The sequence below is a fragment of the Zhongshania sp. genome (assembly GCF_047636175.1).
GTDB lineage: Bacteria > Pseudomonadota > Gammaproteobacteria > Pseudomonadales > Spongiibacteraceae > Spongiibacter.
The window spans coordinates 32,147-55,214 of record NZ_JBLIKC010000023.1 but is presented as its reverse complement, the minus strand read 5'-3'; the positions used below and the strand labels follow the sequence as shown (position 1 = coordinate 55,214).

Sequence of the window (23,068 nt, the reverse complement as noted above, 5' to 3'; positions counted from 1 at the left end):
GTGGTCCTCATCTTTCTAGAAATAAGAGTCTTGCCCTAGGAATAAACTCGGGCAGACTTTTTATTGTGTAAGTTTGGCTACTATTTACGGTGGCTACGCAGCTCCGGTAACGGCAGTATCACTCTAAAAATTGTTCATTAAATATTTATCACGGCAGTTTTTCTCAGAAATAGCTTATTGAGACATTGGCCACTAGGTATGTTTAACAAGTTTTCCGACCAATGAGAAGATATTACTGGCAAAGATCGAAAATAACGCGCCATATTCGCAGCCCGTAACCGTCCGACCATGCATTCTTGAGTCAAAACTGCCCATTGTGTGGGAGCAGCTGACCAATATTCGAGGCACGATGCTTCGACATTTTTTCCATCAGCCCTCTCAGGTAGGTCTGCAGATCGAACCCATTGATCTTCGCTGATTGAATCAAAGTCATGATATTCCCCACGCGTCGACCACTGCGCAATGAGCCCGCAAACAGTCAGTTTGAACGACCGAGCGGCCACGGAAGGATCTGATTTTACACTCGCTACTAGTAACGCGAGGAAAGTGATCAGAGGACCAGCGACATCCCGCCAGTGACTATGGCAAAAAGAGCCGACAGCACGATCAGTGTCATCCAAGGGAATGGCGGCTGAGGCGGTTCCACCGCCAATTGTTCTTCCAAATAGGTTCGTAGCAACTGGGTATTGCGTGTGTTGGCCTTATAAATCGCATCAAAGGCATCGCCCACTACAGGCAACAGTCCGCCGAGAAAATCAATCCCCATATTACGCAGTATCCGCAGCTTCACGTCCTTGCTAGCCCCGGCCCGCTGCGCCTCAACTAGGACGTACCCAGAAAGCAGCAGCCCTGCCACGTCACCCACCACCGGAAGCAGGCCGATCACGGCCTCGGCGCCAATCTGAAATTTGGTGAAGGGAATGCCAATGCTACTATCGGTAAAGCGGCTGAACTTATCCAATCTCTCAAGGATCGCACGCTGTTTAGCTTCAGTTAATTTGTCCATATTTTTTCCTACTCTAGGATCAATCAGCCCCTTTGTTGCAGCCTTGGTACTCGTCTTCTTAGTCCTGAAGCTGATAATCGCAAGCTGTTTGCAGACCAGTTTCGAATCCGGTCGGGGGAAGTCTATTTTTCCGAAGTATATGGTTAATTTTATTCGGGATCATCGGTTAGAAGAAATCAGGAGGACAGATTGTGCATCTGACTGTGAGCAAAACCAAGGCTCTAGTTGCCAGCGCCGAGCGATGTATATAAGCAAACCTGCAAGCAATACCACTTAGCCACCCGATTATCTGGCCAGCAAGATCTGCGCTAAAATAAGCTTAGAAATAGTAAAGACTACTTAACAACATGCCGTAGCCTCTGTCGAGACACCAAAACACCGCCATTCCGCCCATAGTATAAACCGCGACATTGCGCATAAGCGGTCCTGCGCCAGCAAACAGTTGTCGCAGTAACATAAACGCCAAGGCCAGAGCGCCTACAAATAGCAACTGGCCTATTTCAATACCCACATTAAAAGAGAGCAACCCCGTCAGCACATCACTTTGTGGCAAACCCAGCTCCGCAAGTACACTCGCAAAACCCAAGCCATGAATAAGCCCGAACACCGCGACGATCGGCCATCGCACTCGCCGCGTTCCCGCAGCGCCATAGCTAAGCTCCACAGCTAGGTAAAGAATTGTGGCGGCAATTGCCAGCTCCACCCACGCCGCAACCTGCGGAATAATCCCCAAACTCACCAACACCAAGGTCGCACTGTGACCGACGGTAAATGCGGTTATCGTCAGTGTTAGTTGCCGCCAAGAAGCCGCCAGTAGCAACAGTCCGGTAACAAACAGCAAATGATCAAGCCCGATTAAAATATGCTCTACGCCCAGAACAAAGTACTGCTCCACCACGGCCAAGGCACTGGGGACGGTGGGTATCCTAAAGGTTTGATTATCACGTCTTATCAGTTGGGTGTATTGACGACCATCAGCGAGAGAAATTTTAATCAGTGCTGCGGTTCGACTCGCGGTTAAGCCAGTGATCTGAATATCCTGCCCCTCAAGACCCTGAAGGCATTTCAACTGCCACTGGTATTCGATAGCCGTTCCGACCGCGCGCTGAGTCGGACCGGCTAAGACCGAACAGGTTTCGGGCAACACCGGCTCAGGACTCGCCTGCTCGCTTGAGGCTGGCGTTCTCCACAGCACATTAAACTGCTGGCTCTTGCCGCCATCAATCTCTAGCAAGGACGGGGCTAGCTTATGAGCAAAACACGGCGCAGCGTATAGAAGAATCAACAGGCAAAGTAGACGGATCATTGCAGCTCTCCGTCAGTGGTGACACGGTAGCGGCCCCGCAATTGCGCAAGGTAGGCCTCAAACGCTGCGTTTTCTTGTTCCTCCTGCCAACGCTGTGCGAGTTCCCTTCGCACCGCATTAAAGTCTTGCTGCTGGACAGGATCTATCGCCGTTACTCTAACGATGTGCTGACCAAATACTGAGGCTATCGGACCTTGCCACACCTTGAGCAAGAACTCTTTTGAATTAAAATATTCACTAAATGACACGCCGAAAATACTCGCCACATCCCGCAATGATTTAGCAGAGAACTGTGTGCCGGGCAGAAAAATATCACCTAGACCCTGAGGAGATGAATCAGCCTGCAGCTGCTCAAATGCCAATGCGGCGCGCTCGACCGGTTCCTGCTCGCGATCAACACTGAAAAATAGATGTTCAAAGGTGTAGCGCGCAGGTTCTTGCCAAGCAGATAAATCCGCCTGATAGAGATCCATCAACTCTGCGTCAGTAGGGGTGCCTGTCGCATGACTTCGCCCGACACTCGCCATACGCTGAACTATACGAGCGCGTATAACCTCGTCTGACTCATGGATACCCAATTCAAATGCCGCGCGGATTTTTTCTTTATCACTGCCCTCAAAACCAAGGAAGATTGCGTTACGCAACAGACGCTGAAGGATGACACTGTCGTCGCGATGAAAATTCAGACGTAATCCTTCGGCAAATAAAATACGTTTATCAAGCTCCTTAGCGACAAGCTTCTTCATGTCGCTCGGTGCTGGCATCCTAGCCGTCATGCTAAAGAAATCATCAACTAAAAGCTGAGTGGCACCCTCATCCAATGACGCCAGCTGGTAGGTTTTGGCAAGGCCCTGATAGTGTTGAAGCGCGAACAGCAATATGCCAATAAGCAGGAAATGTAAAAACGGCTGTCGAAATAAAAATATCACTATCTACCCTAAATTCCGTTTAGCTTCATGCACCGCAAATGAATCTAACTCGACGCGGTAAACGCGAGCGTGATGTTAAAACCCTGTGTATTCAAAACTTACTCAGTAAGCTCCTCGGCTGTCATACTGTGACAATGCGCTAACTGTTTGGCAAATAGCGCACTCACCTCGTCCGGTTTTTCAAGACTCGGAAAGTGGTCGGTATCCTGGGTCTCAATGACTTGCACTTTTGCTGACTGGCGAGCACTCGCTAGCATTGCCTTTCGCCATAATACTTGGTCACGCTCCCCCGTAATCAAGCACACCGCTGCGAAATGTTCGTAATAGCTGACATCACTTTTTAACTGCCATTGAATAATATCGGCCACCTGCGAAACCACTGTTGCATATTGCTTAGGAACATAGGGGAAGGCGGCAACAAGCTTATTTTTATTGACCGTCGGCTTCCGTATCATCAAAGCCCGCCGCCGCTTTTCCTCTGGCAAGAGCCGCAGCACGGTAAAAACAAATGGCAGTAGATAGAGGCCAACCGGTTTTAAATAGCGTTCCCCATTATTCGCCAGCCGTCCCTGGGGAACAACGGCCGCCTCTAGTACTGCGGTCGCCTGTCGAAATAAATGCGGCTGCTGTCGGCCAGCTTCCAAGGCCACCGCACCACCCCGAGAATGACCATGCAGGTAGACAGCACCCTCTTTAATAAAGTGTTCCACCACCTTGACCATACAAAACGCGTCGTGGGCAATAGTTCCCAATCTGTGCGGGTTGACCTGCCACCACACTGGTTCCGGCGACGGCCGAGCTGCAAATGGATTCTGGTAGTTAGCATTATTAATAATGATGAGCCGTGCTGGCGTTTCCCGATGAACATTGAGAAAGTAACGCATGTCTTCTAAAAGTCCGGGAAAGCAAATTACCGTTGGCGCGTCGTCAGGAAGCTGAGAATCAATTTCCCGCTCGGGGATACAAACTAAATTATCGCCCAGCGTCAGTAAGTCACCACTAAAGAATTCAGCGGTGGGAGCAGACCATTGCTTGATAGCCAATAGAGATCTAGTTAAATGAATAAATAGAGCAATCCCTATTAGTGACCACAGTATTGTTGACATAGTATTTACTTTCTCTAAACACAGGAACTTTCAAAACGTTGCTGGCTCTCAAAACTGATTTAGCTTGAACAAGACCTAGGCCAAGCGAGTTTTCAATCCGGCCCATACTCGTTTCAGGCCAAGCAGTCATTCGTCTAGTCTATAGCGACGCTTTCCGACACCATGCTCACATTACTAAACCGTTTGAAATTTTTTCTTCGCCCTCGGGATTGCCTATGGCGACATGGAGTTTAACCGCATCAACAATAGGTATTTTAAAAAAAGCCGACGGCAACATTGCTCACACTGACATCATGTGAAGCTAACTCTGTGAGTAAAAGGCACTAGTACACTTGAATAGCTGAACTCCAAGCGCGCTCCTGGATCGTCGCAGGAAAGTCAGGCCGGGGCTTAATACCTGCCCGAATAGCGTCCCAGGTAGACCATCGGCAGCTTGGATTTTCTAATACTCGCGCGTAGTAGAAAGCTCGCTGCCCCTGAGAGTAACTAGGGTCGCGCCACACTGTGCGCAACTGCGCCGCACCGCTAGACGCTGAAAGCTCGCAGTTGCTTATGTCCACGTCAGCGCCGTTGTCCGGACAACGTTGAGTGACTGGATCGACCTCCACACCATCGGCACAAGCGGCGTCGTAAACGGCCTCATGAACGTCACCATCATTGTCGATCCAACCTTTTATAATTTGCAGGCGCTGTAGCGGGGCGCTATTGGCATCAGCCATTGCCCAAAGTATAAAAGTGGGTTGCTGCTCGCCTTGCAGCGTTAAATGTCCGCCCATTGTGACACCGCGCCTATAGACCTCGGCAAACACATCATTGCCTTTAAGCATGTCGTCATCAAAGTCGCTACCCGCGAAAAAACGTAGCGAAATACGTGGCCCCGAGGTCGCAAACGTTTCGCCACGACGAAAGGCTTGATAGATGTGCTCGCGGGTATTTGCCTCCGCCCACACGCCGGCTAGACCGGATGCGCCAAAGGTGGGTAGTGAACCGCCGGTATAGGTTTTTCCTTCGACCGTTTCCACCAAATCCTGAGTGGCTAGTTTAATAGCCAGCCCTTCCCACCAACTGAATGGAACAGAACCACGGAATTTTCCATCAGCGGATATCAAACCTAGTTTAGACACATAGTCATCTTCGCTTACACCGCTGGCGGCATTGTGGGTATCACTTGAGCCAATCACGGCAAAGTCATAAGGATTGCCTATTCCCATTTTTTCTAAAACCAGTCCCCGTTTCAGAGCATGGCGCACATAACTGCCCTCAGGCACGCTCATCAAGGAGGAGGCGACACGCTCATTGGTGATTTCGAAACCAGCCCATTCATCCCGTGTCGACAAGGCGGGATGGGTTTCCGAGGTCCCCTTAATTTGAGTAATTTCGACCACCGGTTCGTTGCGCAATCGCTGCTGAACATAAGCCGCATCAATCGGGCTGCCATCGCTCATGGTCATTTCAAACATATGACCGTTGGAACCATTGGAATTATGAGGAATCGCTAAACTCTCTACGCCCTGCTCACGCATTGCGTCCATCCAGTCCCATAAATCTTCGGGATTCGCAGAGTGCAAGGTAGAAAAAGGTTGCACTGGCAGTTGCTCAGTATTCCGAAAGATAACGTTGCGGTGTAGATTGCCGGCATCGGCTGCCGTAGAGGTAAATTCATAGGCCACCAAGGTGGTAAATTTACCTGGATCGTTATAGCGCCGCGCGGCTTCCACTGTTTCGCGCCAAGCGGCCGACATCACGTCAAGCGCATCACTGACAGGAATTTCACCTGATTTAATCGCATTCACATTTTCGGGCAGGAAATTTGAAAATGCCTTTATGCGCTTTAAGGTACTCAGTAGGTCCGTACCCCGTCGCTCAGGATCATTTAAGCCATGAATACTCTGAGATGAATTGTGCTTGGAATAAGCGGTACCCACAGTAGCGGCTTCCCGAGCGACCCCCATAAACATGGCGTGATCGCTTACCGCATAGAAATCCAGCGGCTCTCGCAATTTCATTTCAAAACCAGCCGGATGCTGCAGCGGCTCGCCGCGAGCGTAGCGATAAGCATCTGCCGGCGTAGCAATAGTGCCCACCGAAAAGCCATCGAATGACAGGGTAGTATGGACATGAACATCGCCAAAAAACGGCCGACGCGAGCCATCCTCAACTACCCTTTGATCTTGATCTGCGGGAGCCGGCAGTGATAAAACGCGGTAATCCGCCTCAAATATTTTACTGCGTAAGGTGTCGACAAGGTGCTCTGCGCCGACACTAGGTTGTCGTTGACTAAACCACAGGGCAGCCCCACCTACGCTAATCAAGACCGCCACAGCAATTACTTTCTTACTCATTTCAAATCCCTTTTAGTTCGATGTCTTATTATCTCGCATTTTATTTTCAGTCTTTAGGTCTGCAGTTAACTACACGCTGATATCGAAAAATCTATTCTCAATGACGACAATTTCACGAATTTCTCGAGCGAACTTTTGTACGCTGACTGTCTTTACTACCCATCTCAGTAACCAAGTGCCCCCTCAATAACGCAGCAGCACAGCTAATAAAAAGGCGAATAGCAGGGCTACCGCCAGTAATGACAGCTAATTTATTATTAGATTATTTCGTGAATTAATATTTTGTAAAATAATTATTCTGCCGTTGCTGGATAAACCGCTTCTTTGTCTACTGCAGTGACACGCTTATCAAAGCGCAGACCACCCAGACGTAAGTAACGCAGTGCCCAAATGTCGCGGATGTAATTCATATGCAAACTCCACGGCATTTTAGTGCCTTGTTTTGGCAGCGAATCCATCGCCCGCTGAACGTAGCCAGATAGCAGATCTATTTTAACTGCCTCTGTGATTCCTTCGGCAGGGATCTCGGGGCGCACCACACTGAAATCCTTCTTATCCATGTAACGGATCAGTCGGCACACGTAATCGTCTACCAAATCGGTCTTCAAAGTCCATGATGCATTGGTGTAACCGACCGAGTAAGCAAAATTCGGCATGCTGCTGAGCATCACACCTTTATAATTGTACAAATCTGGCAAGTTGACGGGCTGCTTGTCTAAAGACAGTGAAACGTCTTTGAGCACCTCCATTCTTAAACCTGTTGCCGTGATAATAATATCGGCATTCAGCTGTTCACCCGACTGCAGCTTTATTCCGTCGGCATTAAAGTTCTCAATATGGTCAGTGACCATGGTGACCTGACCCTCCCTAATGGATCGAAACAAATCACCGTTCGGCACCAGGCACACCCGCTGATCCCAGGGATTATAGCTTGGTGTGAAATGCTTCTTGATGTCGTATTCCGGACCCAGTTTCTGACGTAGCTGACCGAGCAGGAAGCGCTTGGCGACGACCGGCCTCCGCTTGGAGAGCTGATAGAAGAACATCTGCATCAGAATGTTCTTCCAACGCACAATACTGTGTGTCCATTTTTCTGGGAGCTTGCCTCGCAGGCGATTGGCCAACGCATCTTCCTCAGGCGCGCCAATGACATAAGTCGGCGAGCGCTGCAGCATGGTCACCTTGGCGCCGCCTTTAACTAGGTTAGGTGCCAAGGTCATGGCGGTTGCGCCACTGCCGATAATAATGACCCGCTTACCTGAATAATCCAGTTCTTCCGGCCAGTGCTGCGGGTGAATAATGGGACCTTTAAAATCTTCCCGACCGGCGAAGTCCGGCGTGTAGCCTTGCTCGTAGTTGTAATACCCACTGCATATAAATAGAAAACGCGAAGCCATACGCGTGATCTCACCGCTGGCCATTTCCTTGATATCGCACTGCCAACATTGGGCGTCACTGCACCAGTTAGCCGCGACCAAACGTTTACCAAAGCGGATGTTTTTATCTAAACCAAATTCCTGAGCGGTCTCGCTTAGGTAGGCGCGAATGTCTTCACCCGGCGATATTGCCTTACGTGACGTCCACGGCTTGAATTTATAGCCGAAGGTGAACATGTCCGAGTCCGAACGGATACCGGGGTAGCGGAAAAGATCCCAGGTTCCGCCAATGGCTTGGCGCGACTCCACTATAGTGTAGGTCTTTTCGGGAAAGTGCTTTTTATAGTGAACAGCCGCACCGATACCCGAAATGCCGGCACCGATTATTAGCATGTCGAGAGTTTCCATCGTTATTCAAGCCTCACAAATGATAAGTAAATTCTGCAAAAATTCGTCTACCCCCAGCCATTACTCCAGCATGAGAGCCGGGTTGTATCGGCACATCATTGCCACCCAGTAAGATCGTTTTATCAGTTGCATTTTTAACACTGACTGCAACTTCCCAGTCTCCATCCAAACCAGCAAACTTTAAGCCACCACCGACTTCAGTATGCCCACCCATAGAGTCCACGGGATCCAGATCCACGGTAGTATAAAGGTGAGATCGGTAAGTCATTGTTATACCCACACCTATATCCACCGGAATACTCTCTCCTAGCAAGGGAATCATGCGGCTCAAACTGATTAGGGGTGTAAAACTTACCTCCCATTCCGGTGCCCGCGACAACTCTCGGCCACTCAAGTCACAGACGTCGCCAGACTCTGATTCTGGGGTAAACGGACATTGGCCAGCGGTGAACTCGTCATAACGGGCATGCAGGTAGGCAATGGAACCACCCAGGACCAACCAAGAATTAGGAATGAGCTGGCCATCAACTTCAGCGCCGTAGCTGGTAGCGGTTGCGGCATTACCTACCGAGAAATTTAGGCCGTCGAATAAACTGACCTGCAGATCATCAAACTCGGTATAAAATAAACCGACATTAAGGGTCGCGGCACCGCCGTAAAAACGGGTTTTCACACCTGTCTCAAGCGTGCTTGCCTGCTCAGGTTCAAAGGTGAAATTATCCTTGGTAACAGCCTGTTCGTTGTAGCCACCCGCTTTAAATGCAGTGGCGTAGGTACCGTAAACAGTAATTTCGTCGCTCAAAGTGTAGCGCACGCTTAACTTTGGCGAGACATCATCTTCGGTGCGATCCCCGCGCTCATCGTAGCCTTCTTCACCAAGAAAGATATTAAACACGCCTTCTGATGATGCATCCGGATACGCTAAAATTCCTTGAGCTACCTTTCTTTCTTTGGACACTCGCAAGCCAGCAATCAGCGCAAGCTTATCCGTCACATTCCAAGTAGTCTGGCCAAACAGCGCCAGCGAGCGGGTATTTTGATCAAAGAAGCGCTCATTATTCTGTGATGCCGCTACTGCATTATTAAGCCCGAGCATGTTTGCCAGCCCCACCACAGGACTAACACCTCCGGTGCGGGCGGCTTCCAAAATTTCCAGCGTCTTCAGGGTATTCAAGAAAATCCGAGTATTACCGATAATATCGGCATCAAACAGGTAAGCGCCAGCAACCCACTCCAACCATTCTCCCTGTGGCGACGCCACACGAAACTCGACCGTGCTCTGCGCGTAGTAGTCATCAACATCCATGCGAAGCGCATCTACTGGCCCCATATCAGCATCAAACATTTGATCCCGATTAAAAAAAGAATGGCCAATAACCGCCGTCAGTAAATAATCACTCAAGGTGTAATCGAACTGCAATGAGTAGCTGTTGCCAATGCGATTTGTGTCTTCGCGCTGATTGATAGACCCCTGATGATCACTATTATCCGACTCTATCTGCGGATCGTAACGCCGCGAAACCTCTAAGGTGTAGTCTTCCGCCTTGGTCAGTTGCAGGCCGACGCCATTGCCGAAGACCTTGGCGCGGGTCGCTGAAAAATTAATATCGAGGCCTTCAATCCAGTTAGGCGCATGCAATTTGAGCCTGCTTATTCGCGCATCCCTAGCGGACTCAAACTCATCCACATTCTGCCGATGGGGGTTATCTGCGGGGTCAAGATCAAAGACTGAATTTCTTATGTAACCATCATACTTATCTTGATCATGACTCACGCGGAAGTTCAAAACACCGTCGATCAAAGGGCCCGCTAGTGCGAAGCGAGCCCTTTCCCGATTGAGGTCACCACCTTGCACAGCGAGCTTGCCAGTAAACTCATCGGTGGCTTGCCCGGTGGTGATATTAAGGGCACCGGCGATGGCATTTTTACCAAACAATGTGCCCTGCGGCCCACGCAAGACTTCCACCTGCTTAACGTCAGCCAAGGCCTCAAGCAGATAATCCTGCCGGCCGTAATAAATACCGTCGATTGCTAGGGACACGGAGCGCTCAAAACCTTTATTGTTGCCCGAGCCTAGGCCGCGCATCGTAACGAAGCTAAACGATGGACTCGCGGAAATGACCAAATTTGGGGCGAGCTGCGACAGCTCATTGACGTTGGTGATGCCTTGCTCGTCTAGAAACTGTTCGCTCATAACGGTGATCGAAATTGGCACATCACGGATGTTCTCGCTACGTTTTTGAGCGGTCACTAATACCTCTTCTAAACGCGCGGATTTTGAGTCAGTCTGGCTCACTCCGGACTGCGCCAATGCCAGTGTGGAGTGCATTAAAACTGCACTCACTGTCACTACAGTACACTTTTTTATACGCATATTTTTCTCGAATCATTATTATAATTATAATTTTATTATTCTATAAATATCGCGCGCGCCACTCTCGACCTCAGAAGCGAGTCCAAACAAGTCGCAAGGTTTGGGTGATGCGAATACCGCCGAGAATGTCGCCTGAGCTTATAGGCCCCTATCTACTGAGGACTCTGAGTCTATCCACTGACATCTCTAAACAGAGTCCGCCGGCCGCAAGTACTGACCAACTTCGTGTAAGACCGCTGTTGTGTCTAAGTCGCAATGGTATTTAGACGGGTGAAATCCCGGCAGAAAAAACGTTAGCCAGTCGGGCAGAACCCTAAACAACATACCCTGAGGGGGTAAAAACAGATACCTTAACCCACTTTTCCAGGTAGACAAGCGCTTAGTGTGACCCCTTTTACGAAGTAATATATAGGTAATTCTGAGGCTGCTAAACAAGAACATCAGGCTGGTAGTCAGCATAACTAAGCGCAACACTAGGCCGCTGCCGCCGGTCGCCTTGTAAACGTCAAAAGCCACTGCGCGGTGCTCAATTTCTTCCACCGCATGCCACTGATATAAGGATCGAATAGCCGGATCCAGACCATCAAACATGACCTCTGGTTTCTTCAACACCTGATTGGCTAAGACCGCGGTGAAATGCTCTAGGCATACCGTGACAGCTAGATTGTAGCGCCGCCACGCCGCACTCTTTTTCCCAGCTGCTGTTCTCGCTCTTAGCATCTTGGCAACGAAAGCCTCTATCTCATCCATGGGATAGCCGAAGTGCTTGGGCGACTCGTTCAACTTCATATGGACCAAAGAATGTTGTGCCTCTTGAGCGCAGAACTGCTGGATCTCCTCATGCAGCTTTGGATCGCTAATCTCCTCCCGATATGCCAGCACCGAACGCAAAAAGTAACGCTCACCCTCTGGAAACGTAATCGACATGGCATTCATGAAGTGCGTTTTGAAGGGATCGTTATCAAAGTAGTATTCACTCACCTGCGAGGTGTCGGGTTCAAACTTGCGGACCTCGATAGGGTTGTCGGTAAACGATTGTTGCGACGCGGCTGCTGTATTCATGTCACCTACTCCTTCGTGGCTATATGGATAATATAATTATCCGCTAATGCAATGTCAACTATCGCCCCACAAAATCGGTGTTTCACACCATCTACAATTCCGCTTTTCAGCCATAGGCTGTCATCACATTCGCCACAAATTGCGACACCATCGCATCAAACTGCTTGCGGATCACCGGCTTGGCTGGCAGATGCAGCAGGCGCGGCACCTTGAATCCTTTTAAAACGCCCTCAACCTCCAGTGCGCAGTGAGTCCCTTTGTCGTCCTCGATAGTGGTGAAAAGTCCAGATAGCGTGGCATTGCCAACACCCCTCAAGGCGGCAAAGCGAATCAGACCGCTGCCTTCATCAATGCTGAATTCCGTGGCAAACAGCAGATCATGATGAATACCTCCCATACCCATACGCTCGAATTCCCACTGATACCGTTGCGAGTCCAGAGCTACCAAGGGTTTAAGTTTGGGGAAATAGCTGAGAGTTACCGGTATATCGGCAAGATGCCCAAAGAAGTCTTCCACACTCTTAATGGTGTGGCCGATGGTTTTATACTTGATCTTTACATCCACTATTTGACTTCCAATATTGTCAGTTAAATTAGGGTTTACTAGAACTAAAGCCGCTAGTGACCCGCAAGCTAAGATTGACCACCCCCGACAAAAGTGATTAAAAATTAGCAATCAGATAATAATATTATCCGCTAATTTCTAAAAGATTCCGCTATGCGCGGCCGATTATTAATACCCATAACCCTGCTGATACTAATGGCGCCACTGCCGCCGAGGCCGCCGGAGCGGCACTCCCCACCGACCGAACAATTGACGGGGTCCGTCTGCTTCCATTCCTCACCGGCCAGCGATCTGATGCGCCGCATAAAGCCTTTTTTTGGCGCAGCGGCGCATCACAAACGGCGATGGTAGATGGCTGGAAGCTAAATATCAGTGACCCACCGGGCAGGGTTTGGCTTTTCGATATGCGCAATGATCCAACAGAACGAAATAACCTCGCGGAACTACACCCGGACAAGGTAAAGGAATTAATGGCAGCACTAAACGCACACAACGCCGAGCAAGCGTCTCCCGCCTGGCAGGCAATGATTGCTAACCCCGTCAATATTGATAAGGATCATAGCCAGCCGGACGCCGAGGACGACGAATATGTGTACTGGTCAAATTAACGCGCTGGCGAGTTCGCTCTTTCGGCCGATTTACTCTGCCAACCTCAGATAGGCGTACTCACCGAAATTGGACGCTGGATCTAGCAGCATGACTTTCTCATAATGCTGCCGAGCCTGCGGGGATTCATCGGTGGCATCAAGTAGCTTCGCCAAATAATAATGACCGTAGATTTGATACATGACGCGGACGGCTTCGGACGGCAATGACAGTTCTGCGGCGCTCGCGCTGCCAACGATCTCCACTATTTCGCGCAGCGATTCCACTGCCTGTTGATCTGGTGGTAGCCATTGTGAAAACATCACGCAAGCGCGACCTCGCAGCAGCTTCACATCCAATTCTTCCATCGCATTGCCAGCAGAGCATTCGCTCATTGCACGCTGATAAAGCAATAATGCTTCACCCATTGTTTTCGAAGCATCCGATATTGCGCCGAGTTCCGCGCCCTGTAAAAGCAAATACAACAGCCTTGCGGTGAAAAACCAAATCGAGTTTTCAGCAGTGCTTTTAAGATGTTTTAAGCACTCTCCCGCGTCAGCCATACGCTTTTGCATCGTAAAAGCGACACATTTAACTGCCCAAAAATGCTGTGGGTCATTACCAGCAGCCAAACTAGCATCGCAAAGCTCCACGGCGTACTCGTAGTCGGCAAGCATCACCGCGGCGGCGGCATATTCCTGCGCGCGATGACTGCCAGTTCCACTCTCTCTAACACTGCTCTGCCAGTTTGCAATATCATTACCCACCCCAAAACGCTTGTAAAAGACCGCGCTGGGAATATAAATCGCCTCTACGCTATGGGCCATGTCCCGCTCGGTATCATCAAGAATCTGCTGATATTTGTGGCGCAATATCTGCGTCTTGTCGGTAATAAGCCAGCGATTGAAAAGCTGGTCGGCCTCTTCGTGATTTACAATGCTCTTGCTGAAATCACCGGTAACAGGCAGGGTTTTGATCAGCGAATTAATCTGCAGTTCTGCCAGCGAAACCAGCGACTTGTGAGCTTCAGAAAATAGGCTCAGAGACAGCCCTATCTCGCGGGCGTTCCACAACAGGCTGGCGATATTCTCGTCGTCAGCAGACATCACTTCATCGTCTCTCAGCAGCCCGTATTCGCGAAGTTCAGCAACAAATTGAACGCTAAAATTTAAGCCCCGCTGACTAGGACTTTGGCCGTCCTTCAGCGGATTAATAGTGCCTCCGTGCTGCCGGCTAAACTTACCGGAGAGCAGCTGTATCTCTAAACGCCGAGGATCATAATCTTGCTCGGCAATAATTTCTGCTATCTGTGTTAGAGACAGCCTAGTTTGTTTTTGCAAACGCTGAATCACGGCGATCAACTGTACATGTTGATCTGAGTAAAGCGCCAGATTCGGACGTGGCTTAATAGCGGGGGGCAATAAATTATCGCGCAGATAGTACTTAATCATCTCCCGAGTGGCACCTGACTTCTCTACCAGCTCAGAAATACGATAGTGACCAGCTGCGCCGCTAAGCTCTGCGCGTTTAACCATGATATTCCCTTGATCGAATGGGTGCCGGCGCCACTAAGACTCAACAAAACGCTTGAGCGCCGACATCTCTTTTGCAGTCGATGAGACCACTTGTGAATTAAATAAACTCGCCGGTACCCCACCATTTAAATTGGTATGATTCGTATAGATCACCTCGGTCAGGTTTCCCTCAAGGCGACGAAAAACATAGCGGATATTGGCATCAGCCCGAATGTGATCCTGAAGCGGGTAGTGCGATGCATCGGAGACAATATCGAGGGTGACCACACCGCGCTCATCGTCGATCGTCAATTGACTGCGCGCGACTATATCACGGTCTGACAAAGGCCAAGGCATATCGAGTACGCTGTATACATAGCTCGACAGCTCTGTCGGCTTGCTCAACACCCGAGACGTCTTGCACATTTTGCGCCAGGGACTACAGCCGTTCTTTTGCGCATGTTTGCCATCAAAAGCCCCAACAACCGACTCAACATCAGACTTGATCAAGGTAATAGCTTTAATCGCAAAGTAGGGCGAACCCTCGATTTCACTTCGGTAAACCTGGGTCCCGTCTCGCGTCGCAACCAAGAGCCATGGCCGCGCCGCCGCAAATACCGTTGACGCATAAGAATCGGCATCGACAGAATCAGCGGCCGCATCCTGCGCCAGCGAGCTCAAACTGCCCATCAAAATAACTGCCATCACTAGCGGGAACGACGCTCGCGCCAACTTATTTACACCGAACCCAACCATGGGATTAACCCTCACCCTGTATGCTAAATAGACACGCTCACAATCTAACTATCATATTACAGTTGGCAACAACCCCACAATCCTTGGATAATAGTATTATCCGCTATCATATGGATATCACCTCACAAAGACCATATATGCGATCTGCAGTTCGCATGGGATTTGAACTTTATTGATGATGCGTTCTTAACCACAGATAGCGATCCCGCCGGGTTACAAGAAGGTTATGCCACACACAACTTCAGATTGAGCTATGGAACGATTGAAGAGCATGGGTCACTGACGCATTTCCTCTATAGCGCCTTCGATAAAACGGCATTTACTCGGCGCAAAGGATGTACCATTGTCGCCAGAAAGCAACGCGGGCGATTTTAAATCGAGAAGACGCCACCAGCTTGAACTCAGAATGAGCGTCTAAGCTCACTGACCAATATTACAATAAACAATTGGAGATCCAAGAATGTCGCAGTTAAATATTATCGTTACCGGTGGATTCGGCGAACTGGGCTCGGCAGTATCCAAAGCGCTAGCCCAACAAGGACACAAGGTCTGCCGCGTCGATTTCGCCGCCGCCCCCAGCGAAAAGAGTCACGGCATACTTGATTTAGCCGGAGTAGACCTGACCAAAGCAAAAGACTGCGAGCAGGTCATTACCCGTGTTACAGAAGCATTCGACGGCATAGACGTACTCCTTAATATCGCCGGCGGCTTTTCCTGGGCGACGTTCGAAGAGGCTCCAATCTCAAGTTGGGAGCGAATGAACGCAATGAATTTATTAACCGCAGTGACCATGACTAAACTAGCCATGCCTGAAATAAGAAAGAGTGCCGCCGGTCGCATTATTAATATGGGTGCGCTGGGGGCATTATCTGCTGATGCCGGTCTCAGTGCTTACGCCGCGTCAAAAGCAGGAATACACCGCTTCACCGAAGCCTTGTCTAAAGAATTATTGCACACACCGGTCACCGTCAATGCAATTTTGCCCAGCATCATCGACACCCAAGCAAACAGAAACAGCATGCCAGATGCAGATACCAACCAGTGGGTAACACCGAACTCAATCGCTGAAATTATCAGTTTTCTAATATCACCAGCGGCGAGATCTATTTCAGGTGCGCTTATACCGGTTTCCAAAGGTGGCTAAATCTATCGCCTTGCTTGCTTAGCTCAGATAAGCAAGCAGTAGCTGCAAAAGCGCCTGCCTAAATTCATGGTCATCCAATAATGAAGGCTGCTCCAGCAATGCGTATTGGAGATTGCCCTGCAGAGTCTGCTCAATTAATTGCCCGCGAAAACGCGGGTTACCCTTGCATTGATGGCTAGCCAACCAGGGCTCTAGCCATTGCTGCCAAGATGGATTGTTCTGAGACTGTGTGAGCTCGTCAACGCGACGATGAATATCAAAGCTGTGTTTATATTCACGGAAGAAGGCGGGATCAAGTTTGAGTAGCGCCAATAATTGTTCGCACTCTAAATCGATGATGGTAGCCAGCGTGTCACTTACGGAGCGATTTGAAAGGGTGTTAAGTTCCTGAAAGCGTTTGCTGGTCTGCTCAGCTATATCCACGATAGCCTTGTCGTAAACATCGGCCAGAATCGCTTCTTTACTAGGAAAATACTGGTATAGCGACGCGATATTCACCCCAGCAACATCGGCAATACGCTGAGTGGTAAGTTTGCCAGCACCCTCTTCATCTAGAATTTTGAGACACGCTTGTTGAATCGCATGCACAGTAAACAGAGCGCGACTCTGCTTAGGGCGCTTGCGCGCTCGTGGTGGTTGCTTCTCCGTCATTACCCTAACACTCGCTCAAAAATGTAAGCGGGCCATTTAAACGCCCACGACAATAAAAAATTATTATTATAATTCAACCACTTATGCCTGCTGTTGAAAAGTGAGAATGCCAGTTGTTAACAGCCTGTTCAAGCCTCTAGGCTGGGACCCTATTGTTAATACCGACGGGCTTTTCTTATGTATTTTGACTTTGGGTATTATGCCCGAGTTTTACGACATGTATGGTTTTTAAAAAACTGGCCAGGCCGACAGCTAACACTGCTGAGGTTACTGCTGTGGCTGCCCTTGGCAAGCGGATTTCACGGTCTATGCTTTTTATTGGATTATCTCTTCTTCCCACGACTGTGGTTTCAGCAAGTTCACAAGCCAGTCTTTATTGTTGGTCACGCTCGCAGCGGCACCACCTTGTGCCATCGCCTGCTGGCCGCAGATGGCGATAATTTTAGTTATTTTCTATATTGGGAATTGTTTTTTCCATCACTGCTTCAGAAAAAGGTAATTCGCGGCCTGGGCCGACTCGACCGTTTATTGGGGGCGCCCTGCAAGCGCTATCTGACAAAGTGGGATGATAAGACCTTTGGTAAATTTCGTCATATTCACAATATGAGTTTATGGAACGCAGAGGAAGATCAATTTGTAATGCGGGCTGCGTTCGTCACCCAACAGTGGGCGATTGATGTACCGATGATGGATAAGATTGATTTGTATCACCTTGACCAAATGTCCGCCAAAAAAAGCCGGCGCTGGATGCATCACTATCGCGAATGCCTTAAACGCCAGCTGTTATTAAATGGCGGTAATCGCATCCACCTCAGTAAAAACCCACTGATGTGTGGCTGGGTGGGCGCGATCATCGAGACCTTTGCCGATGCCCGTATTGTGGTGCTGATGCGCAACCCCAACGACTGCATTCCCAGCACCTTGAAACTGCTGGAGTTAAGCTGGCGGGCCAAGGGGTGGACGCCTGAGCAATACGCCGCTTCACTCCGCGAGATGATGGCTATTTCTTTTGATTCAATGCGCCACCCTCGTCAAGTACTCACAGCGCACCCAGACACCCTTCACGCCTTTGTCGATTACCGCGACATCACCGCGGAGCCACGAAAGACAGTCCATAAAATTTATAAGGCCTTGGCAATGCCCTTGTCAGATGATTTTGATGCCTACTTAGACGCTCAGGAAAACACAGAGCGCAGTCACAAAACCCACTTTGAGTACACGATTAAAGATTACGAACTGTCCCATAAACAGATTGAAGCCCAGCTCGACGATTTGTTTGACGAATACCAATGGCCGCGCTTAAGCGATAGAAATGGCCCTCAGACAATGGAGCAGATTAATGGATAAGCCATCAGCCAGCACTCGTAAATCTAGCAGCGAGGTGGACGTCTCAGCCAGCAAGGAAAAGCTTAAGGCAGCGTGGGATGACATGATTGCTGAACTGCAATTGGCACGTGATGCCATCGATAATCCCGACTACTTTCCACCGGACGCCAGTGATCGCAGCTTGGCCGAGGGCTATCGTTATCTCTCCGGTTTTATTCATCACGCCGTTGAACGCGCCTTTCACGAAGACGCCGATTTCCCCGTATTTCGCAACGGTCTGTCGGTGTATAACAAAGCGACTATCGATAATGCCGACGCGATATATTTCTATGCGCCCATCGATGGTAGTAAGCACTACAAAGTGCACGGCAACGCGGCGGACAGCCGTCACTGGCGAGGTGAGCCCCGCGCGGAGCAAGGCCCATTGGCACCACAGTATGTGATTTTTGAAGTACACAAGGGCGCGATGTCTGGCGACAGCGGCGATTTGCGCGAGTTAGTAGCAGGTGACCGCACGGGCTTTGGTAGTTTGGATACGTCTTCCCTACTGATCGCAGAAAATGGTGATTTTGAAATATTGTTAGGGCCAGAAAAACCCGAGGACTATAACGGCAATTTTGTTTGTACCCACAAACCACCAAGCAAGCGTAATCCCGATGGCGGCGATCGCTTCGCCAGTTATATTAGTGGTCGCCAACTGTTTTACGATTGGGGGCGTGAGCAGGCCATCCAGATGAGTATTACTGCGCTCCACACCGAAGGCCAGCAACCGCCCGCACTGACTAGCGAACGGGGCGCACAACAGCTGCGGAATATGGGCGGCATTATTCGCGGCCAAATGCATTTTTGGCTAGCGTTCTACGATAAGGTGCTTAACTGCAATCAAAGCCATGCCGAGCAAGGCCGCTATTATATGCCCGTCAATGCCTACAACCAGCCCAACGCCGCGTCAAAGGACACCGGTGGCGGTATGAGCACCAATATTTATGCCGGTGGTATTTTTGATTTAGCGGAAGACGAGGCGCTCTACATTGAGGCCAGTTACAGCGGTGAGCCGGTGTATACCAGCATCCACCTTGGCAACCTATGGGGCGAGTCGCCGGACTACGCCAATCACCAAAGCAGTCTCAATGGTTTTCAGACCTATGTGACGAAAGATGGCGTGCAGCGCTGGGTGGTAGCCCATCGTGACCCCGGCTTGCCCAACTGGATTGACACCACCGGTCTGACACGAGGCTACTTATCAAATCGCTGGGCCTACTGCCAATTACCACCACAAGAACAGTGGCCGAATATTAAAGCGCGCAAAGTCGCCTTTGATAATATTTCGGCCTGCTTCCCAACGCAGACGCCACGTATCTCTGCGGCGCAGCGCAAGGCAGCCATTGCCGAACGACAACAACATGTGCAAAAGCGGTTTAGAGTATTTTAATTTACAACATGATCGATGGGTACTCCGCCATTAATGTACTAGCGGGAAATTTAACATAGGAAAAAATAATGAATGTATTAATTGTCGGTGGCTCAGGCCTTATCGGTGGCGAAATTGCGCTACACCTAAGAAAGCACGGCCATGACGTGACGATTATGGCGCGCAAGATTCCGCAAGCACCGGTACTTGCGGCCCTAGCCTTTTTACAGGGCGATTATGTTAATGATGACTGCGGCGATGGCCGCTTGGCAGGATTTGATAGCTTGGTCTTTGCCGCCGCTGCCGATATTCGCAATCTGCCCTACGATGGCTCGGTCACACCCGAGGAGTTTTATACCAAATACAACGACGTGGCCGTACCAAGATTCTTTACCGCCGCCAAAGCGGCCGGTATTCAGCGGGCAGTCTATATCGGCACATTTTATCCAGTTGTTGCGCCGGCGCAAATTGGCCAGTGCGCCTATGTAACGTCACGCCATAATACCGATGTCGCTGTGCGTGCTTTGAACAGCGCTGACTTTAAAGTTTGCTGCCTCAATGCCCCCTTTGTACTGGGGCAAATTGCGGGCCTGGACACGCCGCATATTACCGCCTTGGTACATTATGTACAGGGCGCGATTCCCGATCTGCCATTGTTTGCGCCGACGGGCGGCACCAACCACATCAGCTCACACTCACTGGCCCAAGCCGCGCTCAATGCTCTGGAAAACGGTGAAGGTGGCAAAGGCTATTTAGTCGGTGACGAAAACTTATCGTGGAAAGACTATCTGGAAATATGGTGTGAGGCGGCCGGTAATCCTCGGCAATTAGAGGTGCGGGAAGACGACCATCCTATGCTGCCAAATGTGATTATGTTTGCAGGCCCTGGCGCCAGCATTCAATACGAGCCAGAAGACATGGCGCTACTAAAATATGATCGCCAATGTATCCGGCCCTTGATACAGCAGATAGCGACATCGTTGAGCGCTGTCGAATAAAGTCATTAACCGAGCCATTCTTGGCTCTTAATTCTTGCGCCCTTGCTCCCCAGCTCCGCGCATCCATAGGATTATGGATGCTGGGGCTACTTGAAGGCTCCGATTAGCTCAGACAATTTATCATCCTAGGAGGAAGTCCTATGAGTGGTCTAGTGCAAGATCTTCCATCTCGCATTGACCGACTCGCGCTAGGGTGCTGGATCGCCCGGCAGCGCCGGACGTCGGCGGTGCTCAGTCGCCTGTTCAAACGCATAGGCGATGCCAAACAAACCCGCTTCATCCCAGCGGCGGCCAAAAAACTCAATACCCACCGGCAGTGGCTTGGTATCAGACGAAAATCCAGCTGGCACTACAATCGACGGCATGGCCGTGGTGCTACTAAAACTGCAGTTGTCGGTTTGCACCAAACCCGTGGGCTGAGCGGGCTCTTGCACAGGCGGATAAACCAGCGCATCTAAGCCAAGTGCATCCATCTCAGCTTCTACATATTCGCGCAGCGCCTCGCGCTCATCGAGGGCCTCAAAGTAACTGGCGGAGCTGGTGTCCCGAGCGGCTAGACTCGCACCTATCAAAGCTTCGATAAAGGGGTGTACCAAACCGCTGGTGAAAATGTCTAGCGTGTTGTCTCGTGGAGCGTCGAAGCTGGCCAGATACTCATCCATATGATCGGCAAACTCTTGCACAATGAGCAGTTTGGAGATATCGCTGAAGTCCGGCAGCATTACTGGGTCAACAATCTCTGCACCCGCCGCAGCCAAATCGGCAAGCGCCTGAGTCATTGATGCATTAACATCAGCATTATCTCCGAATGCGTCGGTGCCACCGTAGCTTCGCAGCACCCCTATCCGCTTACCCTGCAGCGCGCTCGCGTCTAAGAAATCGACATAGCTGGTGGGCTGTGAACGGTCGGCAACATGAGTTCTCGGGTCGGCAGAATCAACGCCCGCCATAACGTCCAGCATTAGCGCTGCATCGCGGACCGTACGCGTAATCGGACCGCCAACATCCATGGTGTGCGACAGCGGTACTAGCCCATCCTGTGACACCAAACCTACCGTGGAACGCACACCCACCAAGCTGTTATTTGCCGGCGGTAAACGAATCGACGCGCACGTGTCTGACCCCGTTCCCAGCAGGCCGAAGTTAGCCGCGATGGCGGCCGCAGAACCGCCACTAGAACCACCGGAATCCATATTAGTGTTGTAAGGCGTACCAATACGCTGCGAAACACTGTTCAAACTCTGAGTCCAATAAGCGTACTCACTCATACCCGCTTTGCCCAAAATAAGTGCACCTGCTTCGCGGAGGCGCGAAACAGTGAAGGCATCATCAGGCGGCTGTGAACCAGCCAAGGCGAGGGAAGAAGCCGTAGTCGGAAAATCGAAGGTATCGTAGAGATCTTTTAGAATCACCGGCACACAATGCAGCGATCCCACCGGGCCGCTAGCTGCAAAAGCGACATCCAGTGCCTGTGCCTGTGCCTGCCACTGAGGGTTAATGCTGACCATACTACTGATCGGCAACCCCGTTTCCGGCGAAGTGTCCAGCGCCTCGATCCGATCAAGATACTGTTCAGCCAGTCCGACACAACTCAAGGGTTTACCGGCGGCATCGACCTGCTCGCCGCGAAATCCCGCCTGAATATCTGCCACCGTCGCCTCCAGTAGCTCGAAGCGTTCTGGCGGTTTTGCGATTGGCTTACTGCTAGAGCTTGAGGAGGAATTCAAAGGCCCGCAGGCTGCAAGCAAAATTAGGGAAAAGGTGGAGCACAACACAACAACAGCGCGACTAGGATTAGCAAAGCGCATAAAGCAATCTCCAAATAAATACGGCACCAAACCTCAGCAATTATCGCGCCATCTGCAGATGAGTTAACGATGTCACCTAACCGTTGTATCGTAGACTACTTAGCGGATTATAAAAATATCGGAGAAGCGCAGCGCAAAACGATGGCAATATATCTTTTCACACGTCATGCCATATCGCTAAACAGCTAATTCGGAGATAGAGCATCAGTCTCATTACCTCACTTTCGGTGATCCCAAAAAATTCAATTTTTACAAGTAAGGTAACGGCGGCCGCAACTGCGCTTAATAGTTTGTAGGTGTTGCAGCCTAAATTTAAAAAGACTTCTATTACAGCTATATTCCCAACATCTGAAGTAGATCAATTGCCAGATAAAAAATCACTAAAACATTGTACGGACTAA

18 protein-coding genes and 1 pseudogene are annotated in these 23,068 nt (G+C 50.1%); 5 read left to right on the top strand and 14 right to left on the bottom strand.

Annotated elements, in window-relative coordinates:
• Positions 1-301: 301 nt before the first annotated feature.
• The 10 genes and pseudogenes from ACI955_RS13710 to ACI955_RS13665 all read right to left on the bottom strand — a co-directional run.
• Positions 302-517 (bottom strand): annotated as a pseudogene (locus tag ACI955_RS13710) (transposase domain-containing protein); the annotation flags it as partial.
• A 33-nt stretch (positions 518-550) separates the two neighbouring features.
• Complete coding sequence (locus ACI955_RS13705; RefSeq protein WP_415244305.1) at positions 551-1,006, bottom strand: DUF4112 domain-containing protein; 456 nt, start codon at positions 1,004-1,006, stop codon at positions 551-553.
• Positions 1,007-1,325: 319 nt separating this feature from the next.
• Entirely contained in the window at positions 1,326-2,312 is a 987-nt protein-coding gene (locus ACI955_RS13700) for a HupE/UreJ family protein (protein WP_415244304.1), read from the bottom strand.
• The gene (locus ACI955_RS13695) at positions 2,309-3,241 is read right to left on the bottom strand and encodes a peptidyl-prolyl cis-trans isomerase (RefSeq protein ID WP_415244303.1); all 933 of its coding nucleotides are present in this window, start codon (positions 3,239-3,241) and stop codon (positions 2,309-2,311) included. The genes ACI955_RS13700 and ACI955_RS13695 overlap by 4 nt, the downstream gene beginning before the upstream one ends.
• A gap of 98 nt (positions 3,242-3,339) precedes the next feature.
• Positions 3,340-4,347 carry an alpha/beta fold hydrolase gene (locus ACI955_RS13690; RefSeq protein ID WP_415244302.1) on the bottom strand — a complete coding sequence of 336 codons (1,008 nt, stop codon included), beginning with the start codon at positions 4,345-4,347 and terminating at the stop codon, positions 3,340-3,342.
• Positions 4,348-4,670: 323 nt separating this feature from the next.
• Positions 4,671-6,689 carry a DUF3604 domain-containing protein gene (locus ACI955_RS13685; protein WP_415244301.1) on the bottom strand — a complete coding sequence of 673 codons (2,019 nt, stop codon included), beginning with the start codon at positions 6,687-6,689 and terminating at the stop codon, positions 4,671-4,673.
• Positions 6,690-6,982: 293 nt separating this feature from the next.
• Positions 6,983-8,458 carry a flavin-containing monooxygenase gene (locus ACI955_RS13680; RefSeq protein WP_415244300.1) on the bottom strand — a complete coding sequence of 492 codons (1,476 nt, stop codon included), beginning with the start codon at positions 8,456-8,458 and terminating at the stop codon, positions 6,983-6,985.
• A 28-nt stretch (positions 8,459-8,486) separates the two neighbouring features.
• Positions 8,487-10,847: a TonB-dependent receptor gene (locus tag ACI955_RS13675; protein WP_415244299.1), complete on the bottom strand. Its 2,361-nt coding sequence runs from the start codon at positions 10,845-10,847 to the stop codon at positions 8,487-8,489.
• Between the two features lie 186 nt (positions 10,848-11,033).
• Positions 11,034-11,909: a metal-dependent hydrolase gene (locus ACI955_RS13670; protein ID WP_415244298.1), complete on the bottom strand. Its 876-nt coding sequence runs from the start codon at positions 11,907-11,909 to the stop codon at positions 11,034-11,036.
• Between the two features lie 106 nt (positions 11,910-12,015).
• Positions 12,016-12,474, bottom strand: a complete 459-nt coding sequence (locus tag ACI955_RS13665; RefSeq protein ID WP_415244297.1) for a hypothetical protein — start codon at positions 12,472-12,474, stop codon at positions 12,016-12,018.
• Between the two features lie 470 nt (positions 12,475-12,944).
• Here ACI955_RS13665 and ACI955_RS13660 point away from each other — a divergent pair, with 470 nt between their 5' ends.
• The gene (locus ACI955_RS13660) at positions 12,945-13,082 is read left to right on the top strand and encodes a hypothetical protein (protein ID WP_415244296.1); all 138 of its coding nucleotides are present in this window, start codon (positions 12,945-12,947) and stop codon (positions 13,080-13,082) included.
• 30 nt (positions 13,083-13,112) lie between these two features.
• Here the strand turns inward: ACI955_RS13660 and ACI955_RS13655 are convergent, their stop codons facing one another.
• Both ACI955_RS13655 and ACI955_RS13650 read right to left on the bottom strand, forming a co-directional pair.
• The gene (locus ACI955_RS13655; protein WP_415244295.1) at positions 13,113-14,594 is read right to left on the bottom strand and encodes a MerR family transcriptional regulator; all 1,482 of its coding nucleotides are present in this window, start codon (positions 14,592-14,594) and stop codon (positions 13,113-13,115) included.
• Positions 14,595-14,627: 33 nt separating this feature from the next.
• On the bottom strand, positions 14,628-15,329 hold the full coding sequence (locus tag ACI955_RS13650; protein WP_415244294.1) for an START domain-containing protein: 702 nt from the start codon (positions 15,327-15,329) through the stop codon (positions 14,628-14,630).
• 460 nt (positions 15,330-15,789) lie between these two features.
• Between ACI955_RS13650 and ACI955_RS13645 the strand changes: the two genes are divergently transcribed.
• Positions 15,790-16,473, top strand: coding sequence for an SDR family NAD(P)-dependent oxidoreductase (locus ACI955_RS13645; RefSeq protein ID WP_415244293.1), 684 nt, complete (start codon positions 15,790-15,792; stop codon positions 16,471-16,473).
• An 18-nt stretch (positions 16,474-16,491) separates the two neighbouring features.
• Here ACI955_RS13645 and ACI955_RS13640 read toward each other — a convergent pair whose 3' ends face one another.
• The gene (locus tag ACI955_RS13640) at positions 16,492-17,124 is read right to left on the bottom strand and encodes a TetR/AcrR family transcriptional regulator (protein WP_415244292.1); all 633 of its coding nucleotides are present in this window, start codon (positions 17,122-17,124) and stop codon (positions 16,492-16,494) included.
• A 177-nt stretch (positions 17,125-17,301) separates the two neighbouring features.
• Here ACI955_RS13640 and ACI955_RS13635 point away from each other — a divergent pair, with 177 nt between their 5' ends.
• The 3 genes from ACI955_RS13635 (at position 17,302) to ACI955_RS13625 (ending at position 20,859) form a co-directional block, all read left to right on the top strand.
• Positions 17,302-18,471, top strand: a complete 1,170-nt coding sequence (locus ACI955_RS13635) for a sulfotransferase family protein (RefSeq protein WP_415244291.1) — start codon at positions 17,302-17,304, stop codon at positions 18,469-18,471.
• The gene (locus ACI955_RS13630) at positions 18,464-19,882 is read left to right on the top strand and encodes a hypothetical protein (RefSeq protein WP_415244290.1); all 1,419 of its coding nucleotides are present in this window, start codon (positions 18,464-18,466) and stop codon (positions 19,880-19,882) included. Before ACI955_RS13635 ends, ACI955_RS13630 begins: the two co-directional genes overlap by 8 nt.
• 68 nt (positions 19,883-19,950) lie before the next feature.
• The gene (locus tag ACI955_RS13625) at positions 19,951-20,859 is read left to right on the top strand and encodes an NAD-dependent epimerase/dehydratase family protein (RefSeq protein ID WP_415244289.1); all 909 of its coding nucleotides are present in this window, start codon (positions 19,951-19,953) and stop codon (positions 20,857-20,859) included.
• Positions 20,860-21,047: 188 nt separating this feature from the next.
• Here the strand turns inward: ACI955_RS13625 and ACI955_RS13620 are convergent, their stop codons facing one another.
• The gene (locus tag ACI955_RS13620; RefSeq protein WP_415244288.1) at positions 21,048-22,667 is read right to left on the bottom strand and encodes an amidase family protein; all 1,620 of its coding nucleotides are present in this window, start codon (positions 22,665-22,667) and stop codon (positions 21,048-21,050) included.
• Positions 22,668-23,068: the final 401 nt, after the last annotated feature.